Here is a 16,622-nt window from a genome sequence, read left to right as displayed (position 1 = left end):
CGACGGCTAGCGTGACGGATGTGACATCCGCACCCGCACCGCGCACCGAACTGTCCGCCGCCGAGGCCCGCCGCCTTGCCCTGCACGCGCAAGGGCTGATCGGCGTGCCGGACCGGCGGGCCGGCGCGGCGGGTGTGCTGCGCGACCTCGGGGCGGTGCAGCTGGACACCATCAGCGTGCTGGCACGCTCGCACGAGCTGGTGCCGTACGCGCGGCTCGGCGCGATCGGGCGCGACGGAATCGAGAAGGCGTACTGGAACCACGAGCCGCACGGGGCCTCGACCTTCGAGTACTGGGCGCACGCGGCCTGCATCCTGCCGGTCGAGCAGTGGCCGACTTTCGCCTACCGCCGCGCGGCCTACCGCGACCGGGCCAGCGGCGGCTGGGGCCTGCCGACCTCCGGCGAGGCCGAGGCGCTGGTGCTGGGCAAGCTGCGGGACGAGGGGCCGTGTATGACCTCGGACTTCGGCGGCGCGCGCAAGAGCGCGGAGTGGTGGGACTGGTCGGAAGCCAAGGTCGCGGTCGAGAAGATGCTGGCGACCGGGGACGTGGTGTGCGTGGAACGGCGCGGCTGGCGGCGGGTCTACGACCTGCCCGAGCGGGCGCTGCCGAAGGCTGTCTTGGACGCCCCGGAACCGACGCGCGAGGAGTCGCACGTCCAGCTGCTGGCGCAGGCCGGGCGGCGACTTGGCGTCGGCACGATAGGCGATATCGCGGATTACTACCGCTTGAAGATCCCTGACGCCAGGCCCCTGATGGACCAGACCGGCCTGGTGCCGGTGAGCGTGCGCGGCTGGATCCAGCCGGCCTGGGCCGACCCCGCGGCGCTGGACCTGCTGGCCGCCGGCGGCCCGCGCGGCAGGCACCGCACGACCCTGCTGTCCCCCTTCGACTCGCTGATCTGGGAACGCGACCGGATGGAGCGCGTCTTCGGCATGGTGCACCGGATCGAGGCCTACACACCGGCCGCGAAGCGGGTGCACGGCTATTTCGCGATGCCACTGCTGGCCGGCGGCAAGCTCCTCGGCCGCGTGGACCCCAAGCGCGAAGGCAAGACGCTGGTCGCGCGGAAGGTCTCGCTGGACACGGCCGGGGCGGCGCAGCCGATGGCCGACGCGCTGCGGGAGGCCGCGGGGTGGGTCGGGTGCGACGCGGTGGCGGTGGAGCAGGTGACGCCAGCGGATGCGGCGGGGGCTTTGCGGGCGGCGCTGGGCTGAGGGCTGCGGCAGATAATCGGGATCGGTCAGCTCGCGAGCAAAAACCATATTGCCGGCGGCATTGAGGGCTCGGTGCAGCGCAGCAGGACCAGTCGGCTCGCGAGCAAAAACCGTGCGGCGGCACGGTGGCAGGCTACGCGCAGCCGCACATCGCGATCAGTCCGCTCGCAAGTAAAACCACATCGCCGGCGGCATTGTGGGCTCGGCGCGGCGGCGGCAGCGCAGCAGGACCAGTGGGCTCGGGAGCAAAATCCCAGCGGCCGACAGCATTGAGGGCCCGGTGCGGCGGTGGCAGCGCAGCAGGATCAGTCTGCTCGCGGCCAAAATCCCAGCGGCCGACGGCTTTGAAGGCCTGGTGCGGCGGCAGGCGAGCAATCAACCCACGATGACAGCCCCGGCGATTGCCCTCGATTGTCCTCAACAGAGCGGCGGCACCCGAAACCGCGATCGCGCTCCCCTACCGCCACAGCGGCTGCGGGGGCGTCCCGAACCAGCCGGCCAGGATCTCGGCGTCGTCGGTTCGCAGGCCGCCGCGCCAGTCGACCAGTTCCAGGCCGCGCTCGCGCAGCAGGGCGCCGAAGGCGGCGGCGACCTCGGTGCCCGCGATGCCGGTGCGGTGCACGCCGGCCACGGTCACGCGGCTCGCCGGGTCGACCTGGCCGTAGACGTGCACGCCGTCGGCGACGGTCAGGGCGTAGCCGCCGTGCACCACGCCGCGGCCCTCGATCGCTACCGGGCGGACGAAGTGCGTGGTGGTGCCCAGGCCCGCCGCCAGGTCCTCGACGGTGAGTGTGACGCCGGCCAGGGGTTCGGCGGGGGTGGTGCGCAGGTGGATCTCGGTGAAGCCGGGGCCGGAGCGGAATTCGTCCTGGATGCGGCGGATGGCCAGGAGGTTCTCCTCGACGGCGGTCGCGCCGGCCGGGCCGATCAGCTCCACGTCGCGCCACAGGTCGTCCTTCACCAGCAGTACCGTGCGGCCGTCGAGCGGTCCGGCGATGTCCGGCAGGCGGTCGCTGATGCTGGACATGCTGAAGTGGATGTCGCGGGCCGGCAGCATCTCGACCCGCGGCTCCTGCTCGACCCGGCGCAGGGTCAGCTCCAGCTCGCCGATCAGCTCGTACTCCTCGCGGAAGGCCGGCTCGGCGCGGGCCACCCGCCAGACCTGTCCGGCTGCTTCCAGCATCTGCGTGCCGTCGAACGCCGGGGGAAGGTTCTCCGACGGCACCGTCGTGCGCGCTATCACCCCGCCGTCCGCGGCGTCTCTCAACGTCACGGATATGTCCATGGTCACGAACCTACGCGGGTGGCGTCTTGCTATGTCAAGCAGCGAAGGCTAGGTGATCTCCAGCAGTTTCTCCCGCACGGCGTACACCACGGCTTCCATGCGCGAATGCAGGTTCAGCTTCTCAAGGATGTTGCGGACGTGGTTCTTCACCGTGTTCTCGGTGATGAACAACTCCTTGGCGATCTCCCGGTTGTTGCGTCCGGTGGCCACCAGCTTGAGCACTTCCATCTCGCGGTCGGTGAGCTTGGGCGCCGGGGCGACCGGATCGGCCGCGGGGGCGGCGTCCGCACCGCGGGCCAGGGCCGCGAAACCGGTCATCAGCTTGGCCGCCATCGAGGGGCTGACCTGCGACTCGCCGCGCTGGACGGCGCGCAGCGCGTCCGGGATGGTGTGCGGCAGCACGCTTTTGAGCAGGTAGCCCGAGGCCCCGGACTTCACCGCCTCGTAGAGGTCGGTCTCCTCGTCGCTGGAGGTCAGCATGATGACCTTGGCGCCCGGGACCGAGCGTTTGATCGCCGCGCACGCCGTCAGACCGTCGGTGTCGGGCATGCGGACGTCCAGGATCACCACGTCCGGGGCGAGTTCCTCAGCCTTGTGCAGCGCTTCCGCGCCGTCCGACGCCTCGCCCACCACCTCGATGTCGTCCTCGGTGTCCAGGACGACGGCCAGGCCTCGGCGCAGCAACGTGTGGTCGTCGGCTATGAGGACTCTTATGGCTTCCGACACAGCTCCATGATGACACCTCAGAAGGACAAGTGACATTACCCATCTGGGTGATCGTTGAACCTCGCTCCTTCGCGGGGCCGGGTGCGCCCGGCCCCGCGAAGGAGTCCTTTGAGATCAGAGCTCTGCCGGCTGCGCGTCAGCCGCGTTCGGAGGGGCTCAACGGCGGGAACTGGCCATCCGGTCGGAGGGCGACGAACCGTTGATCATCGGCTCGGCATGCTCCTCCCCGGGCTCCAGGCGGATCACTCCGTAGTCGTAGGCGCGTCGCCGGTAGACGACCGCCGGCAGGCCGGAGTCCTTGTCCACGTAGAGGTAGAAGTCGTGGCCGACGAGTTCCATCTCGTACAGCGCCTGGTCGAGCGTCATCGGGGCCGCGGAGTGCGTCTTCTCGCGGACCACCATGGGACCGTCGTCGTGCGTGGGGCCGGGGATGCCGTAGGGCTGGAGGTCCACCTCGGGGTTGTCGCTGACCGCGCCGTCCGCCGTCAGCAACGGTTCCGTGCCCGGTGGCAGGTCCGCCATCGGCGGGAGGTGCTTGATGGAGTCCGCGATCGCCTTGCGGTTGCGGTGGATCTTCTTGCGGTCCTTGGCCCTGCGGAGCTGCGCCTGAAGCTTGGCTGCGGCCATGTCGAGCGCTGAATACGGGTCGCCGGCACAGGCCTCGGCCCGGATCACGGGGGCCCGGGGGCAGTCCAGCGTCAGCTCGATCCGGTCCTTGCTCTCGGCCTGGCGGGGGTTCTTCTCCTCGCCGAGGACGACGGTGAGGCTGATGGCCTTGCCATCCATCTCCTCAACCTTGGCCAGCTTCTCCATGACGTGCCGACGGAACCTGTCGGTCACCTCGTGGTGGCGGCTCTTGACGACGATGTCCACGCGCGTTCTCCAATCTCGCGTTCAGATCTGTGCCGGGCTCAAGGGCTCGGCTTCGGCGTCGAATGAGAGTGAATCCAGCGGCGCCTCCGCGAAGTGATCGGGGACTGCTCTGACGTTGAGTCTGTATTGACTTGTAGATCTGTATTGACTTGTAGATCTCTAACGTACGCCGGGTCCCCTTGGTGCCCGGTTTCCTGAGTGGAGGAAGTCACAGCCGATACGGGTTCCGGCGGGAGTCGCCGGGGGTACGGCTGCGACGCGAGTTCTCGCGAGGTGTCGGGGAAGAGGGATCAAGCCGTCGGAACCGGCCGGCCGCCTGCTACAGGCGGCTGATTATGTGCGTGCTGGTGCGCATCGTGCCTGCTCACTGTCTCGTGCGCGGGTGCCTATGGCTGAAAACTAGCCCCGGATCGCGCTCGGCGGAAGGGGCCGGAGGCGGCGTTGGACCGTTCGAGTGATCGGAACGGTGTTCGACCGGGGTTTGTGTGCGGTTTCGTGCCGATTCCTCGGTAGTTCACAAAGTGAGACGGCGGTCGGGCACCTCTTACGAGCGGACCCGCGCGGCGGCGATCGTGGCCGCGCCGAGGACCGGCACGCCGGCCTCCCGCAGCGCGCGGGACGCCTCCGCGAGGCTGGCGCCGCTGGTGCTGATGTCGTCGACGAGCACCACACTGGAAGTGGCGACCGCCGCCGGACGGCGGGCCCGCAGGGCTCCCGCCAGATTCGCCTGACGCTGCTCACGCGACAGCCCTGCCTGGTCCTCGACGGCGCGAGCATGCCGGAGCGCGGCCACGGCACGCACCGGAAGCCCGACCTCGCTCAGGGCCCGCGCCGCGGTCCTGGCCAGGCGCGCAGTGGTGTCCTGGCCACGGTCGCGGACGGCTTTGCGGCGAGAGGGCATGGGAACCAGCGCCACCGACGCGCAGCCCGCGGCACCCGCCGTGTCGAGCGCGGTGTCGAGCGTCTGCGCGACGGCCCGCGCGAGCGCCCGGCCCAGCGCGCGCCGCAGATCGACACGGCCGCGCTCCTTGTACCCGATGAGCATCGTCCGAACCGGGTCCTCGTAGCGGGCCACCGCGTGCGTGCGCGGGGTGCCGGGCACGGCCGCCAGCGTGCGCCACGGCCCGCCCTCGGCCAGCAGGCCGTCGCAGGCGGGGCACAGTGGCTCTCCGGAGGGCTGCGGACGCCCGCAGCCGCCGCAGTCACGCTCGGCTGCCAGATCGAGCAGAGCGGCCCAGAGCGGGCGGACGAGCGGCATCGGACCCCCGGGTCGCGCTGTGGTCGGAACGTGGCGGAATTATCCGCTATGCCCGGTTACCCGCGCCAGCCGGCCTCGGCGGTCAGCCCTCTGTCGTGACTCCGCCGGCCGCCGTGACTCAGCCGGCCGTCGCCGTCGCCGCGACCGGACTCCAGCCCGACTCCTGGAAGCTGTCCGCACCACTGCTGCGCTTGAAGTACGAATACGTGGTGTTCGAATCCGTGGGCCCGGGGGCGTCGCTGAACGTCCACAGCGAGGCGTGCCCGCCGATCATCCCGGTCACCGCGGCGATGTGCCTGGCGGCGGTCTGGGCGTCCTCGGGAGCCATGATCGTCGAGTCCTGCGAACCGTCCAGGTACAGCCTGTAGAGCTTCGGCGTGCTCGACCCGGCCTGCTGCAACCCGAGCAGCACCACGGTGCGGCCGTCGGCCCAGGCGGCGTCGGTGACGGTCTGCAGGACGTCGTGCTGCAGACCGTCGTGCGACGCCTCCGCATCCGTTGTGAGGGCCTGGACCAGCGAGAACGCCCCAGAGGGCGACCCGTCGAGGCCGGTCAGGGCGACACTGCCGCCGGTGCGCGCGATAAACACCATCGTGGCCGTCTGCGGACCGGCCGCGCCCGAGGGATCGGTGGTGCTCGGGCCGCTCACCACGACCGCGCGCAGACCGTCCGGAGAGGGCTTGAAACGGACCACCTGCTGGTCGGGTATCGGGATCGGGATCTGCTGGGGCGTGCCGTCGCCCGACCCCGGGGCCACGGGGTCCTGAACCCGGTAGAGGTTCTTGTTGTCGACCACCCACAGCGAGCCGTCCGTCGGATCCCACTCCAGGTCGGTCACGCCGTTCGCGGATTTCGCGCGGTACCAGACCTGCTGGGCGTTGTTCTTGTCGTCGAGGACGACCACCGCGCCGCTGTGCTCGACCGCGGCCACGAAGGTCATGGACTGCGGCGACTTGGCGTCGGAGGAGTCGGAGGTCTGCTTCACCGCGATCGGCGTGTCCTTCTCCAACTGGATGCCGGTCAACGGGACCAGGGACGGGACCTTCGCACCGTTCGCCGGGCAGACGGCGGGTGCGTCGGCGCCCCCTGACAGCTGTGGCCGGTCGACGATCGCGGCGTTCGAGTCGCCCTGCGTCTGGGGACACACCCAGTACACCGGCGGGGTCGTCGAGCCGTCCGGGGCGACGCTGTTCGGATTGCACGAAGTGCAGCCCGGGTAGTCGACGAGCACCTGGCTCAGCGCTGTCGAGGAGAGCAGTTGCTGGTTCTCCGAGGCGTCCCGGAAGGTCCTGGTCAGGGCCAGCTGCACGTCGGTGACCAGGCCCGCCCGGCCGGGCGGCGGGGTCTGCAGGGTCACGCGGGCCAGGCCGTTGGAGTCCACGGTCACCGGACGGGCCAGCGTCAGGCCGGTGTCCTGCGAGCTGAGCCGGCCGTGCAGCACGGCACGGGCCAGTGCGTCGTAGGTGTAGTCGACCTTGCCGGAGTCCTGGGTCAGGTAGACCTGGTCCGTCACCGGGGCCGCGGAGCCGTGCGAGGGCAGGTAGACCGCCAGCGGTGACTGGTACTCCTGGTAGGCGCGCTTGAAAGAATCCGGATGGATCATCCGGAAGTCCGGGGGCGTGGCGATCCGCCACCCGACCGACGCGCCCAGGTACTTCAGCGTGAACTGCTGGATGACGGGCCCGGTCTGGAACTGGAAGAAGCCGTACGGGTCGATCTGGGCCACCTGGGCACCGCTCACGCTGATCGTCTGCTCCGCACCGACCGGCGTCGGCGCGGCGGCCTGCGGCGCGGTGGCGGCCCCGGCCCCCTCGGCCGGGTGCGCGGAGTGGTTCGCGGTCTGCGGGGCGTCCGGGACCGAGACCTCGTATCCCACGATCTTGGTCGTGCCGGTCCAGGTGGAGCCGGCGGGGATCCACTTGCTGCGGGCCTCGGGAGTCAGGAACTCCTGGGCGACGCTGAAGCTCGGATCCTCCTGGTCGCCGGTCAGCGCCTGCAGGAAGCTGGTCACCAGCAGCCCCGGCGGCATCGAGGGCGTCGGTTCGTTGGCCAGGATGGCCACGTTGTTGCGGCTCTGATTCAGCGGGGCGCTGCGGACGTCGCCCTTGGAGGGCGGCCCGGCGCAGGCCGCGGCGCCCGCGAGGGTAACCAGGGCGAGCAGCGCGGCCGCCCATCGACAGGCCCGGTGCGCCGCCACCCGGCCGGGCTGCGTCGGCTCGTCCGGGCGCGAACCCGGGTCCGGGTCCCGCGTGGTCCGGTAATCCACGGCGTCTCCCGGTCGCGGGGCGGACGGCGGCGTCCCGGCGGCCATCAGCGCTCCCCCACCCGGTCGGTACCGCGGCCGGTGAGCCCGGTCAGGTCCGGGCCGCCGGTGTGCCGCGGCGGCGCGGTCGCGGCGCCCTCGGCGGCCAGGCGCGCGGCCTCGGCCTGGCGTTTGTGGTGGCGCGAGTCGTCCGGCTCCAGCGGGATCGGCGAGCGCACCAGCTCCATGCCGGCGGTGCAGGGCAGCGTCAGCCGGAACTGCGAGCCGCCGCCGGGCTCGCCCCAGGCCTGCAGCCAGCCGTGGTGCAGGTGCGCGTCCTCCAGCGAGATCGCCAGGCCCAGTCCCGTGCCGCCGGTGGTCCGGGCGCGCGCGGGGTCGGCCCGCCAGAAGCGCCCGAACACCAGGGAGGACTCGCCGGGCTTCAGGCCGACACCGTAGTCGCGCACCGCGACCGCGACCGCCTCGGCGGAGGCGGCGATCTTGACCAGCACCGGCCGGCCCTCGCTGTGCTCGATGGCGTTGACCACCAGGTTGCGCAGGATCCGCTCGATGCGCCGCGGGTCGATCTCGGCCACGCAGGGCCGGTCCGGCGCCACGATCCGGACGTCCGAGCCCTTGCGCTCGGCCAGCACCTGGCTGCTGTCGACCACCCGGCGCGCCAGCTGGCGCAGGTCCACCGGCTCGGCGTCCAGTACCGCGGCCCCGGCGTCGAACCGGCTGATCTCCAGCAGGTCGCCGAGCAGCTCCTCGAACCGGTCCAGCTGGGTCTGCAGCAGTTCGGCCGAGCGCGCGGTCGGGCCGGAGAAGTCGTCGCGGGCGTCGTGCAGGACGTCGGCGGCCATCCGGACCGTGGTCAGCGGCGTGCGCAGCTCGTGCGAGACGTCGGAGACGAACCGGCGCTGGACCCGCGAGAGCTCCTCCAGCTTGCGGATCTGCCGCTGCAGGTTGCCGGCCATGGTGTTGAAGGAGGTGGCCAGCCGGGCCAGGTCGTCCTCGCCGCGCACCCGCATCCGCTCGTCGAACTTGCCGTCGGCGAGCCGTTCGGCGATCCCGGCGGCCTGCCGGACCGGGGTCACCACCAGGCGCGTGACGAACCAGGCGACCCCGGCCAGGGCCAGCACCAGCACCGCGCCGGCGATCACGATCATCTCGTTGTCGAAGTTGAGCGCGTCGCTCTCGGTGGTGAAGGGGAATGCGTAGTACAGCTGGACCGTACCCAGCTCGCCCAACGGGAACGAGGCGCCGTACAGCAGGCCCGGGGTCTTGTGGCCGGCCACGGCGGGGCCGGTACCGGCGTCACCCGGCGTGGAGGCGAGCTCGACGATCCCGCCGCCGGCGGTCTGCGGACCGTACTCGAGTTCGGTGGTCTGGTACTGGACCTGGAAACCGTCCGGGGAGCCGTAGACCTGCAGTTTGTCCTTGAGCGCCTGCTGGATGCTCTGGTGCTGGATCCCGCCGCAGGTGTAGCCGGCGACCGGGAAATTGGGCACCGACGATATCAGCACCACCTGGTAGGTGTCGCTGTTGGCGCCGCTGCACAGGTTCCCGACGATAGCGAACAGGCTGTTGACCCACGCGGCGTACTGCAGGTTGTTGGACGCGTTGGCACCGACGGCGGCGTTCGGATTGTTCTGCCGGATGGTCTCGGCGGCGGCCGTGATCGAGGCGCCCGCCTCGCTGAAGCCGCTGCTGGCCATGGCCAGCGACGAGCTCTCCTTGGCCTGCACCAGACCGTCGCGGATCTTGTTGTTCAGCATCCAGCCCAGCACGAAGGCGATGACGATCGACAGCAGCAGGGTGAGCGACACCACGCGCAACTGCAGCGAGCCGCGCCAGGTCCCGGGCAGTTCCAGGACGGCGCGGCCGAAACGCCGGGCACCGCCGGTGAACTTCGAGACCCGCATCTACTTCCCCGTGCCGTTAAGCCGGACCGGCTTTGTAACCCACCCCGCGCACGGTGACCACGATCTCCGGGTTCTCCGGGTCGACCTCGATCTTGCTGCGCAGCCGCTGGACGTGCACGTTCACCAGCCGGGTGTCCGCGGCGTGCCGGTAGCCCCAGACCTGCTCCAGCAGCACCTCGCGGGTGAACACCTGCCAGGGCTTGCGGGCCAGCGCGACCAGCAGGTCGAACTCCAGCGGGGTGAGCGGGATCTGCCGGCCGTCGCGCTTGACCGAGTGGCCGGCCACGTCGATCGACAGGTCGCCGATGGCCAGGGTCTCGGGCTTGGGCTCGTCGGCGCGGCGCAGCCGGGCGCGCACCCGGGCCACCAGCTCCTTGACCTTGAACGGCTTGATCACATAGTCGTCGGCCCCGGACTCCAGGCCGACCACCACGTCGACCGTGTCGCTCTTGGCGGTGAGCATGATGATCGGGACCCCGGACTCGCCGCGGATCAGGCGGCACACGTCGATTCCGTCGCGTCCGGGCAACATCAGGTCAAGCAGGACCAGGTCCGGCTTGAAATCACGGAAGACCTGCAGTGCCCGGTCACCGTCGGCGACGGACGTGGTCTCGAAGCCCTCGCCGCGCAGGGCGATGCCCAGCATCTCGGACAGGGCTATGTCATCGTCGACGATGAGGACACGACCTTTCATGCGGACTATCGTCGCATTACTTTCTGCTTTTGGTGAATCCCCGGTGCCACTGGGAAGGATCACGGGTGTTGGTGCGGGGGTGGCGCCGTCCTCACGGCTCCCTGCATGCTGGGGTGCACACTCCCGGCAGAGAGCCGGTCCGCGCCCGAGGAAGAAGCGTCCACGCAGCCCATGAGCCAACTCACCGGAGTGAACGCGCCTGTCGGCGACCCTGGTACGGCGTACACGCCGGCCGGCCTCGGCCGGGGAGTCGTCCCGCTGCGCCCTTTGCAAGCCGGGGAAATCCTCGACGGCGCCGTGACCGCCATGCGCACCTATCCCGGCGTCATACTCGGGCTGTCGGCCCTGGTGGTCGCGCTCGGGCAGGCGGTGGCGATCCCGCTGGACTATCTCTATCTGCACTTCCTGGCCGGACTGGTCAACGGCAACACCACGCTCGGCAGCGGCACCGGGATCAACGACCTGGCGCTGCTGCGGCCCGGCGTGCTGCTGAACGCGCTGATCGTCTCGCTGCTGGTCGGGCTGCTGACCACCGCGGTGGCGCGGGCGGTATTGGGCCGGCCGGTGACGCTGGGCGAGGTCTGGGCGCAGACCCGGCCGCGGCTGCCCCGGCTGCTCGGGCTCTCGCTGGTGATCTTCATCGTCCTGTTCGGGGTGCTGGCCCTGGGGATGCTCCCCGGCCTGCTGCTGGCCGCCGCCGGGAGCCCGGCCGCGGCCCTGGTGCTGCTGCTCGGGCTCGGCGGCGCGGCGGCGCTGGCCGTCAACCGGTGGGTGGCGTGGTCGCTGGCCGCGGCCGCGCTGGTCCTGGAGGATCAGCCGGTGCGGCGTGCGCTGAAGCGGTCCTCGACGCTGGTCAAGGGCGGCTGGTGGCGGGTGCTGGGAGTCTCGCTGCTGGGGCTGCTGGTGGCCGAGATGGTCGCCTTGGTGTTCTCGGTGGTGCAGCAGGTGGTCGTGGGCTCGAACCTGAGCCCGGTGAGCGACAACGGGGACGGGACGTATTCCGGACACCATGTCTCGCTGATGTACGTGTTCCTCGGGGCGTTGTTCTCGGCGGGGATCCAGGCGGTGGTGTCGCCGTTCGCCGCGTCGGTGATGGCGCTGCAGTACGTGGACCGGCGGATGCGGCGCGAGGGGTTGGACATCCAGCTGGCGATGAGCGCGCGGGCTCGGCGGGACGGCTCGGCGGGCGCGGCAGGCACGGCGGCCGGTGCGGGGGCGGTCGGCACGGCGCCCGGCGGCGGCCCGGAGCCGGGGAACGGCCCGGCCGCGTGACCGATCCGGGGGCCCCGGTCACGCCACCGCCCGGCGTACCGATCACTGTCGGCCGCGACGAGGCACACCGCGCGGCCGCTGACGAGCTGGCCAAACCGGTCTACGCGCACGCCCGGCCCACGCTCACCAAGCGCGCCCTGGACTGGCTCGGCCACGAGATCGGCATCCTATGGGACAAGATCTTCGGCACCGGCTCGGGCGGGGGCGGAGGCCAGGGCTGGGCCGCCGTGCTGGTCGTCCTGGTACTGCTGGTGGTGGCCGTGGTGGTGATCCGGCGGCGCTACGGGCCGATGCGGCGGCGGGTCACGGCCGACCAGGCGCTGTTCGACGAGGCCGCCCCGATGGACGCGGCCGGCTACCGGCGCACGGCCGAGGAGCACGCGGCCGGCGGACGCTGGGCCGAGGCCGTGCGGGCCCGGCTGCGGGCGGTCATCGCGGCGCTGGAAGAGCGGGCGGTCCTCGATCCGAGGCCGGGACGGACCGCCGACGTGGCGGCGCGCGAAGCCGGGGCGCTGCTGCCGGACCAGGCGCCGGCGCTGCTCGCCGCGGCGCGGGTCTTCGACGACATCTGGTACGGCCAGAGCGCGGCCGGGCCCGACGACTACCAGCGGCTGGTGGCCGTCGACGACGCGGTCGCGGCGGCGCGGGTGCGCGTCAGCAGCGCGGCCGGGGCGCCCCTGGCCGGCGACCTGCCGCAGCTCTCTGAGACCCCGGCCGGCCGCCGGGACCCGTCGGAGCCGCGATGACGACGCTGCGGGCGTGGCGCTGGCCGGTGGCCGCGCTCGCCGTCCTGCTACTCGGGGCCCTGGTCACCGCGATCGTCAGCGGCGGGAACGGCGGCGGGACACTCGATCCGGACTCCGCGTCCCCCGACGGCGGCCGGGCTCTGGCCTCCCTGCTGCGCGACCGCGGCGTCACGGTCACACCGGCCCGGACCACCGCCGACGCGCTGGCCGCGGTCCAGGGCGCGCAGGGCGACGCGACGCTGCTCGTCACCGATCCGGGACTGCTGACCCTGCTCCAGATCGACACGCTGGCCTCGACACCGGTGGCGCGGCTGGTGGTGGTGCAGCCGGATCCGGAGTCGGCGCGCCTGCTGACCACGCAGACGGCCCGGGTGGACACGCCGCCCGAGGGCTCGGGGCTGGTCGATCCGGGGTGCCCGGACGCCGACGCGACGGCGGCCGGGAACGCCGACATCGGCGACGCCGAGGTTTTCAGCGGCCTGACGAGCGGGTGCTATGCGGTGCCCGGCGGGTACGCGCTGGCCACCGCGGCCGGGCCGTCGTCGAACGACACGGTGCTGGTCGGCAGCCGCACGCCGTTCCGCAACGACCGCCTCGCCGACCACGGCAACGCGGCCCTGGCGCTGCGGCTCCTCGGCAAGCACCCGACGGTCGTGTGGTACCTGCCGGACGGCGCGGACCCGGGCGCGACGGCGTCGGGACAGAAGAGCTTCACGGCGGTGCTGCCGGCCGGCTGGCGCTGGGGCGCCCTGACGATGGTGCTGGCGATCGCGCTGCTGGCGCTGTGGCAGGCCCGGCGGCTGGGTCCGGTCGTCGCCGAGCGGATGCCGGTGGCGGTGCGCGCGGCCGAGACGGTCGAGGGCCGCGCGCGGCTGTACGAACGTGGCAAGGTGACCGACCGGGCCACCGGGGCGCTGCGCGAGGCGACACGCTCGCGGCTGGCCGCGCGGCTGGGGCTGCCGCGCGCGGCCGCGGTGGGCGACATCGCGGCGGCGATCGCGGCGCGCGGCGGGCCCGAGGCCGGGGCGACGCTGGCGGTGCTGGCGGGGGCGGTACCCGCGGACGACGCGGGGCTGGTGGGATTGGCTTCGGCGCTGGACCGGCTGGAAGCCGAGGTCGGGCGGCTGTGAACGAGGGACAGGAGAGCGAGATGACGCAGCAGGACCCGGCATCCGGCCTGGGAGGTTTCGGGGGGTTCGGAGGCTTCGGACAAACCTCGGCATCAGAATCCGTGTCGGGTTCCGTCAACCCCGAGGCCGCCCGCACGGCGCTCTTGGCGGTGCGCACCGAGGTCGCCAAGGCCGTGGTCGGCCAGGACTCGGCGGTCACCGGACTGGTCATCGCGCTGCTGTCGGGCGGGCACGTGCTGCTGGAGGGCGTGCCGGGCGTCGCGAAGACGCTGCTCGTGCGCTCGCTGGCGGCGGCGCTGGCGCTGGACTCCAAGCGCGTGCAGTTCACCCCGGACCTGATGCCGGGGGACGTGACGGGGTCGGCGGTGTTCGACAGCCGGACCGCGGAGTTCTCGTTCCGCGAGGGCCCGGTCTTCACGAACCTGCTGCTCGCCGACGAGATCAACCGCACTCCCCCGAAGACGCAGGCCTCGCTGCTGGAAGCGATGGAGGAGCGGCAGGTCACCGTCGACGGTCGACCGCGACCGCTCCCCGAGGTGTTCCTCGTGGCCGCGACGCAGAACCCGGTCGAGTTCGAGGGCACGTACCCGCTCCCGGAGGCACAGCTGGACCGCTTCCTGTTGAAACTGGTGCTGCCGCTCCCCGGCCGTGACGAGGAGATCGGCATCCTGGACCGGCACGCCAACGGCTTCGACCCGCGCGACCTGGACGCGGCCGGCGTCCGGCCGGTGGCCGGCCGCGCGGACCTGGCTGCGGCCCGGGCCGCGGCCCGAAAGGTGACGGTCAGCCGCGACGTGCTGGGCTACATCGCCGACCTGGCCCGCGCCACGCGCGTGTCGCCGTCGCTGTCGCTGGGCGTCTCGCCGCGCGGCGCCACAGCACTGCTGAACACGGCGCGCTCGTGGGCCTGGCTCGCGGGGCGCGGCTACGTGACGCCGGACGACGTACAGGCGCTGGCGAAGCCGACGCTGCGGCACCGGGTGCGGCTGCGCGCCGAGGCGGAGATGGAGGGCGGGACGGCCGACGGGGTGCTGGACGCGGTGCTCGGTGCGGTTCCGGTGCCTCGGTAGGCGGCGGGTGATGGCGATGGTGGGCGCGGCGGAGCAGCAATACGTGCGCGTAGTGCTGTGCAGATGCTTGGCGGAGGCGGAGTACTCATGCGCGCCTGGCTCCAAGGCGCGATTCGCAATGGGTACCCAACACCGATGCGGCTTTACTTTTGGGCGCGCGGGCGCGGCCGCGGCCGACATGGCGGCCGCCTGCGAACGAGCCGCGATCCGTGAGGTCGCGGCCGCTGACGTCCTCTCACCAGGGGCACTCTCATGGCCCTGACCTGGCGTGCCGGCGCTCTCGCGGCACTCGGCGCGGTGTTCGTGGGCGTCGTGCTGCCGTCGTGGGTGGGGATCGCGGTGGTGGCGGCTGTCGTGGCGGTCGGGGTCGTCGTCGACGTCGCGTTGGCCGGCCCTGTGCGGACGCTTCAGTTCGAGCGCGGTGGCGACACCACCGTGCGGCTCGGCACCACGGCCCGGGTGCAGCTGGTCGTCACCAACCCTTCGGGGCGGCGGGTGCGGGCCCTGATCCGCGACGCGTGGCCGCCGTCGGCAGGGTTGCGGGGCGTCGCGCGGTCGGCGAACCGGCTGGCCGATCCGACCATCGTGCAGCCCCGCCACGCGGTCACGATCCCGGCCGGCGAGCGTCGGCGGATCGAGTCGGTCCTGGTGCCGACCCGGCGCGGCGACCGGCAGGCCGAGCACGTCAGCGTCCGCTCCTTCGGCCCCCTCGGCCTGGCGGCGCGGCAGCGCACGATGCGCAGCCCCTGGCGCGTGCGGGTCCTACCGCCGTTCCTGTCACGGCGGCATCTCCCCTCGCGCCTGGCGCGCCTGCGCGAGCTCGACGGCCGCACCTCACTACTGGTGCGCGGGCAGGGCACGGAGTTCGACTCGCTGCGCGACTACACGGCCGGCGACGACGTCCGCTCCATCGACTGGCGCGCCACCGCCCGCCGCCACATCGGCGACCACTACGACGTCGTGGTCCGCACCTGGCGCCCGGAGCGCGACCGCGCGATCCTGATCGTCCTGGACACCGGCCGCACCGCCGCGGGCCGCATCGGCACCGAGGAACTGGGCACCGACGGCGTCCGCCTCGACGCGGCCCTGGACGCCGCACTCCTCCTGACAGCCCTGGCCCTCCGCGCCGGCGACCGCGTGGACCTCCTGGCCTACGACCGCCACGTCCGCGCCGCCGTCACCCGCACCGCCGCCAGCCAGACCCTGGCCCGAGTCACCGAAGCCATGGCCGTCCTGGAACCGGAACTGGTCGAACTCGACGCCCGCGGCCTGGTGACCACCATCCTGAACCGCGCCTCCCAGCGCGCCCTGGTCGTCCTCCTGACGAGCCTGGACTCAGCCCCGATGGCAGAGGGCCTCCTCCCAGTGATCGGCCGCCTCACGGCCCGCCACGAAGTAGTAGTCGCCTCCGTCGCCGACCCCCGCATCGAGCAGATGGCCCACGGCCGCGGCGACGCCACAGCGGTATACGAGGCGGCATCAGCGGAACGCGCCCGCGCCGAACGCCGCCACGTGGCGGACTTGCTGGCCAAGCACCGGGTGACGGTGGTCGACCAGCCGCCCGCACTCATCGCCCCGGCACTGGCGGACGCGTACCTGGCACTGAAGGCAGCGGGGCGGCTGTAGCGGGAAAGACTGAGGGGCTGACAGCAGGCATATTGGGGGCAACGCAGCCGCGCCGCGCGAGGAGGATCACCGGCGCCTGTTGCGCGATGAGCCAGCGCGGGTGCCTTGGCCGAGTCTCACGCAGAGGCTTGCCGGCTGTCGCTTCGCAATGTGCCAGCGCGGAGTTTGCCGGAAAGCATCTGTGCCGGAAAAGCAGTAGACCCCCGATGGAAAACCATCGGGGGTCTACATGAAATTTAGTTCGGCCGCGTCCTACTCTCCCACCAGGTCCCCCTGGCAGTACCATCGGCGCTGGCGGGCTTAGCTTCCGGGTTCGGAATGGGACCGGGCGTTTCCCCACCGCTATGGCGGCCGTAACACTACGAGACAAACCAGGCCAGCACACACCTGCGCGTGTGCTGGGACCGGTAGGGGTCTCAGATCTAAACAGTGGATGCGAGCAGCAAAGAAACTCTCGTGCTGAAAGAATCAGCTTTGTGGTCAAGCCCTCGGCCTATTAGTACCGGTCCGCTACACCCCTCACGGAGCTTCCACGCCCGGCCTATCAACCCGGTGGTC

13 protein-coding genes and 2 rRNA genes are annotated in these 16,622 nt (G+C 71.8%); 6 read left to right on the top strand and 9 right to left on the bottom strand.

From position 1 onward, the window contains the following. Positions 1-20: 20 nt before the first annotated feature. On the top strand, positions 21-1,217 hold the full coding sequence (locus ABH935_RS21645; protein ID WP_370379731.1) for a winged helix-turn-helix domain-containing protein: 1,197 nt from the start codon (positions 21-23) through the stop codon (positions 1,215-1,217). A 457-nt stretch (positions 1,218-1,674) separates the two neighbouring features. Here the strand turns inward: ABH935_RS21645 and ABH935_RS21640 are convergent, their stop codons facing one another. The 7 genes from ABH935_RS21640 to mtrA all read right to left on the bottom strand — a co-directional run bounded on the left by ABH935_RS21640 (position 1,675) and on the right by mtrA (position 10,220). After that, the gene (locus ABH935_RS21640) at positions 1,675-2,502 is read right to left on the bottom strand and encodes a hypothetical protein (RefSeq protein WP_370379730.1); all 828 of its coding nucleotides are present in this window, start codon (positions 2,500-2,502) and stop codon (positions 1,675-1,677) included. A 48-nt stretch (positions 2,503-2,550) separates the two neighbouring features. After that, complete coding sequence (locus ABH935_RS21635; RefSeq protein ID WP_370379729.1) at positions 2,551-3,264, bottom strand: response regulator; 714 nt, start codon at positions 3,262-3,264, stop codon at positions 2,551-2,553. 120 nt (positions 3,265-3,384) lie between these two features. Next, positions 3,385-4,101: a ribosome hibernation-promoting factor, HPF/YfiA family gene (gene hpf, locus ABH935_RS21630; protein ID WP_370379728.1), complete on the bottom strand. Its 717-nt coding sequence runs from the start codon at positions 4,099-4,101 to the stop codon at positions 3,385-3,387. A gap of 544 nt (positions 4,102-4,645) precedes the next feature. Then, positions 4,646-5,359 carry a ComF family protein gene (locus tag ABH935_RS21625; protein ID WP_370379727.1) on the bottom strand — a complete coding sequence of 238 codons (714 nt, stop codon included), beginning with the start codon at positions 5,357-5,359 and terminating at the stop codon, positions 4,646-4,648. Positions 5,360-5,477: 118 nt separating this feature from the next. Beyond that, the gene (locus ABH935_RS21620; protein WP_370379726.1) at positions 5,478-7,670 is read right to left on the bottom strand and encodes a hypothetical protein; all 2,193 of its coding nucleotides are present in this window, start codon (positions 7,668-7,670) and stop codon (positions 5,478-5,480) included. Next, positions 7,670-9,526 (bottom strand): MtrAB system histidine kinase MtrB, encoded by a 1,857-nt coding sequence (gene mtrB / locus ABH935_RS21615; RefSeq protein WP_370379725.1) that lies wholly within the window; start codon positions 9,524-9,526, stop codon positions 7,670-7,672. Before mtrB ends, ABH935_RS21620 begins: the two co-directional genes overlap by 1 nt. Before the next feature lie 16 nt (positions 9,527-9,542). Beyond that, complete coding sequence (gene mtrA, locus ABH935_RS21610; RefSeq protein WP_194894868.1) at positions 9,543-10,220, bottom strand: MtrAB system response regulator MtrA; 678 nt, start codon at positions 10,218-10,220, stop codon at positions 9,543-9,545. Between the two features lie 171 nt (positions 10,221-10,391). On the opposite strand from mtrA, the gene ABH935_RS21605 reads away from it, so the two are divergent. The 5 genes from ABH935_RS21605 to ABH935_RS21585 all read left to right on the top strand — a co-directional run bounded on the left by ABH935_RS21605 (position 10,392) and on the right by ABH935_RS21585 (position 16,064). After that, on the top strand, positions 10,392-11,492 hold the full coding sequence (locus ABH935_RS21605) for a hypothetical protein (protein WP_370379724.1): 1,101 nt from the start codon (positions 10,392-10,394) through the stop codon (positions 11,490-11,492). Then, a complete protein-coding gene (locus ABH935_RS21600) occupies positions 11,489-12,238 on the top strand; it encodes a DUF4129 domain-containing protein (protein ID WP_370379723.1) in 750 nt (249 codons plus the stop codon). The genes ABH935_RS21605 and ABH935_RS21600 overlap by 4 nt, the downstream gene beginning before the upstream one ends. Continuing rightward, entirely contained in the window at positions 12,235-13,368 is a 1,134-nt protein-coding gene (locus ABH935_RS21595; RefSeq protein WP_370379722.1) for a DUF4350 domain-containing protein, read from the top strand. The genes ABH935_RS21600 and ABH935_RS21595 overlap by 4 nt, the downstream gene beginning before the upstream one ends. A gap of 20 nt (positions 13,369-13,388) precedes the next feature. Then, the gene (locus tag ABH935_RS21590) at positions 13,389-14,438 is read left to right on the top strand and encodes an AAA family ATPase (protein ID WP_370379721.1); all 1,050 of its coding nucleotides are present in this window, start codon (positions 13,389-13,391) and stop codon (positions 14,436-14,438) included. A 252-nt stretch (positions 14,439-14,690) separates the two neighbouring features. Beyond that, entirely contained in the window at positions 14,691-16,064 is a 1,374-nt protein-coding gene (locus ABH935_RS21585) for a DUF58 domain-containing protein (RefSeq protein ID WP_370379720.1), read from the top strand. A gap of 239 nt (positions 16,065-16,303) precedes the next feature. Here ABH935_RS21585 and rrf read toward each other — a convergent pair. Together rrf and ABH935_RS21575 are read right to left on the bottom strand one after the other, a co-directional pair. Next, positions 16,304-16,420: ribosomal RNA gene (rrf, locus tag ABH935_RS21580) — 5S ribosomal RNA — on the bottom strand. A gap of 120 nt (positions 16,421-16,540) precedes the next feature. Then, positions 16,541-16,622: ribosomal RNA gene (locus ABH935_RS21575) — 23S ribosomal RNA — on the bottom strand; the annotation flags it as partial.

It is taken from the genome of Catenulispora sp. GAS73, from assembly GCF_041262085.1.
Lineage (GTDB): Bacteria > Actinomycetota > Actinomycetes > Streptomycetales > Catenulisporaceae > Catenulispora.
This window is presented reverse-complemented; position numbering and strand designations above follow the sequence as displayed.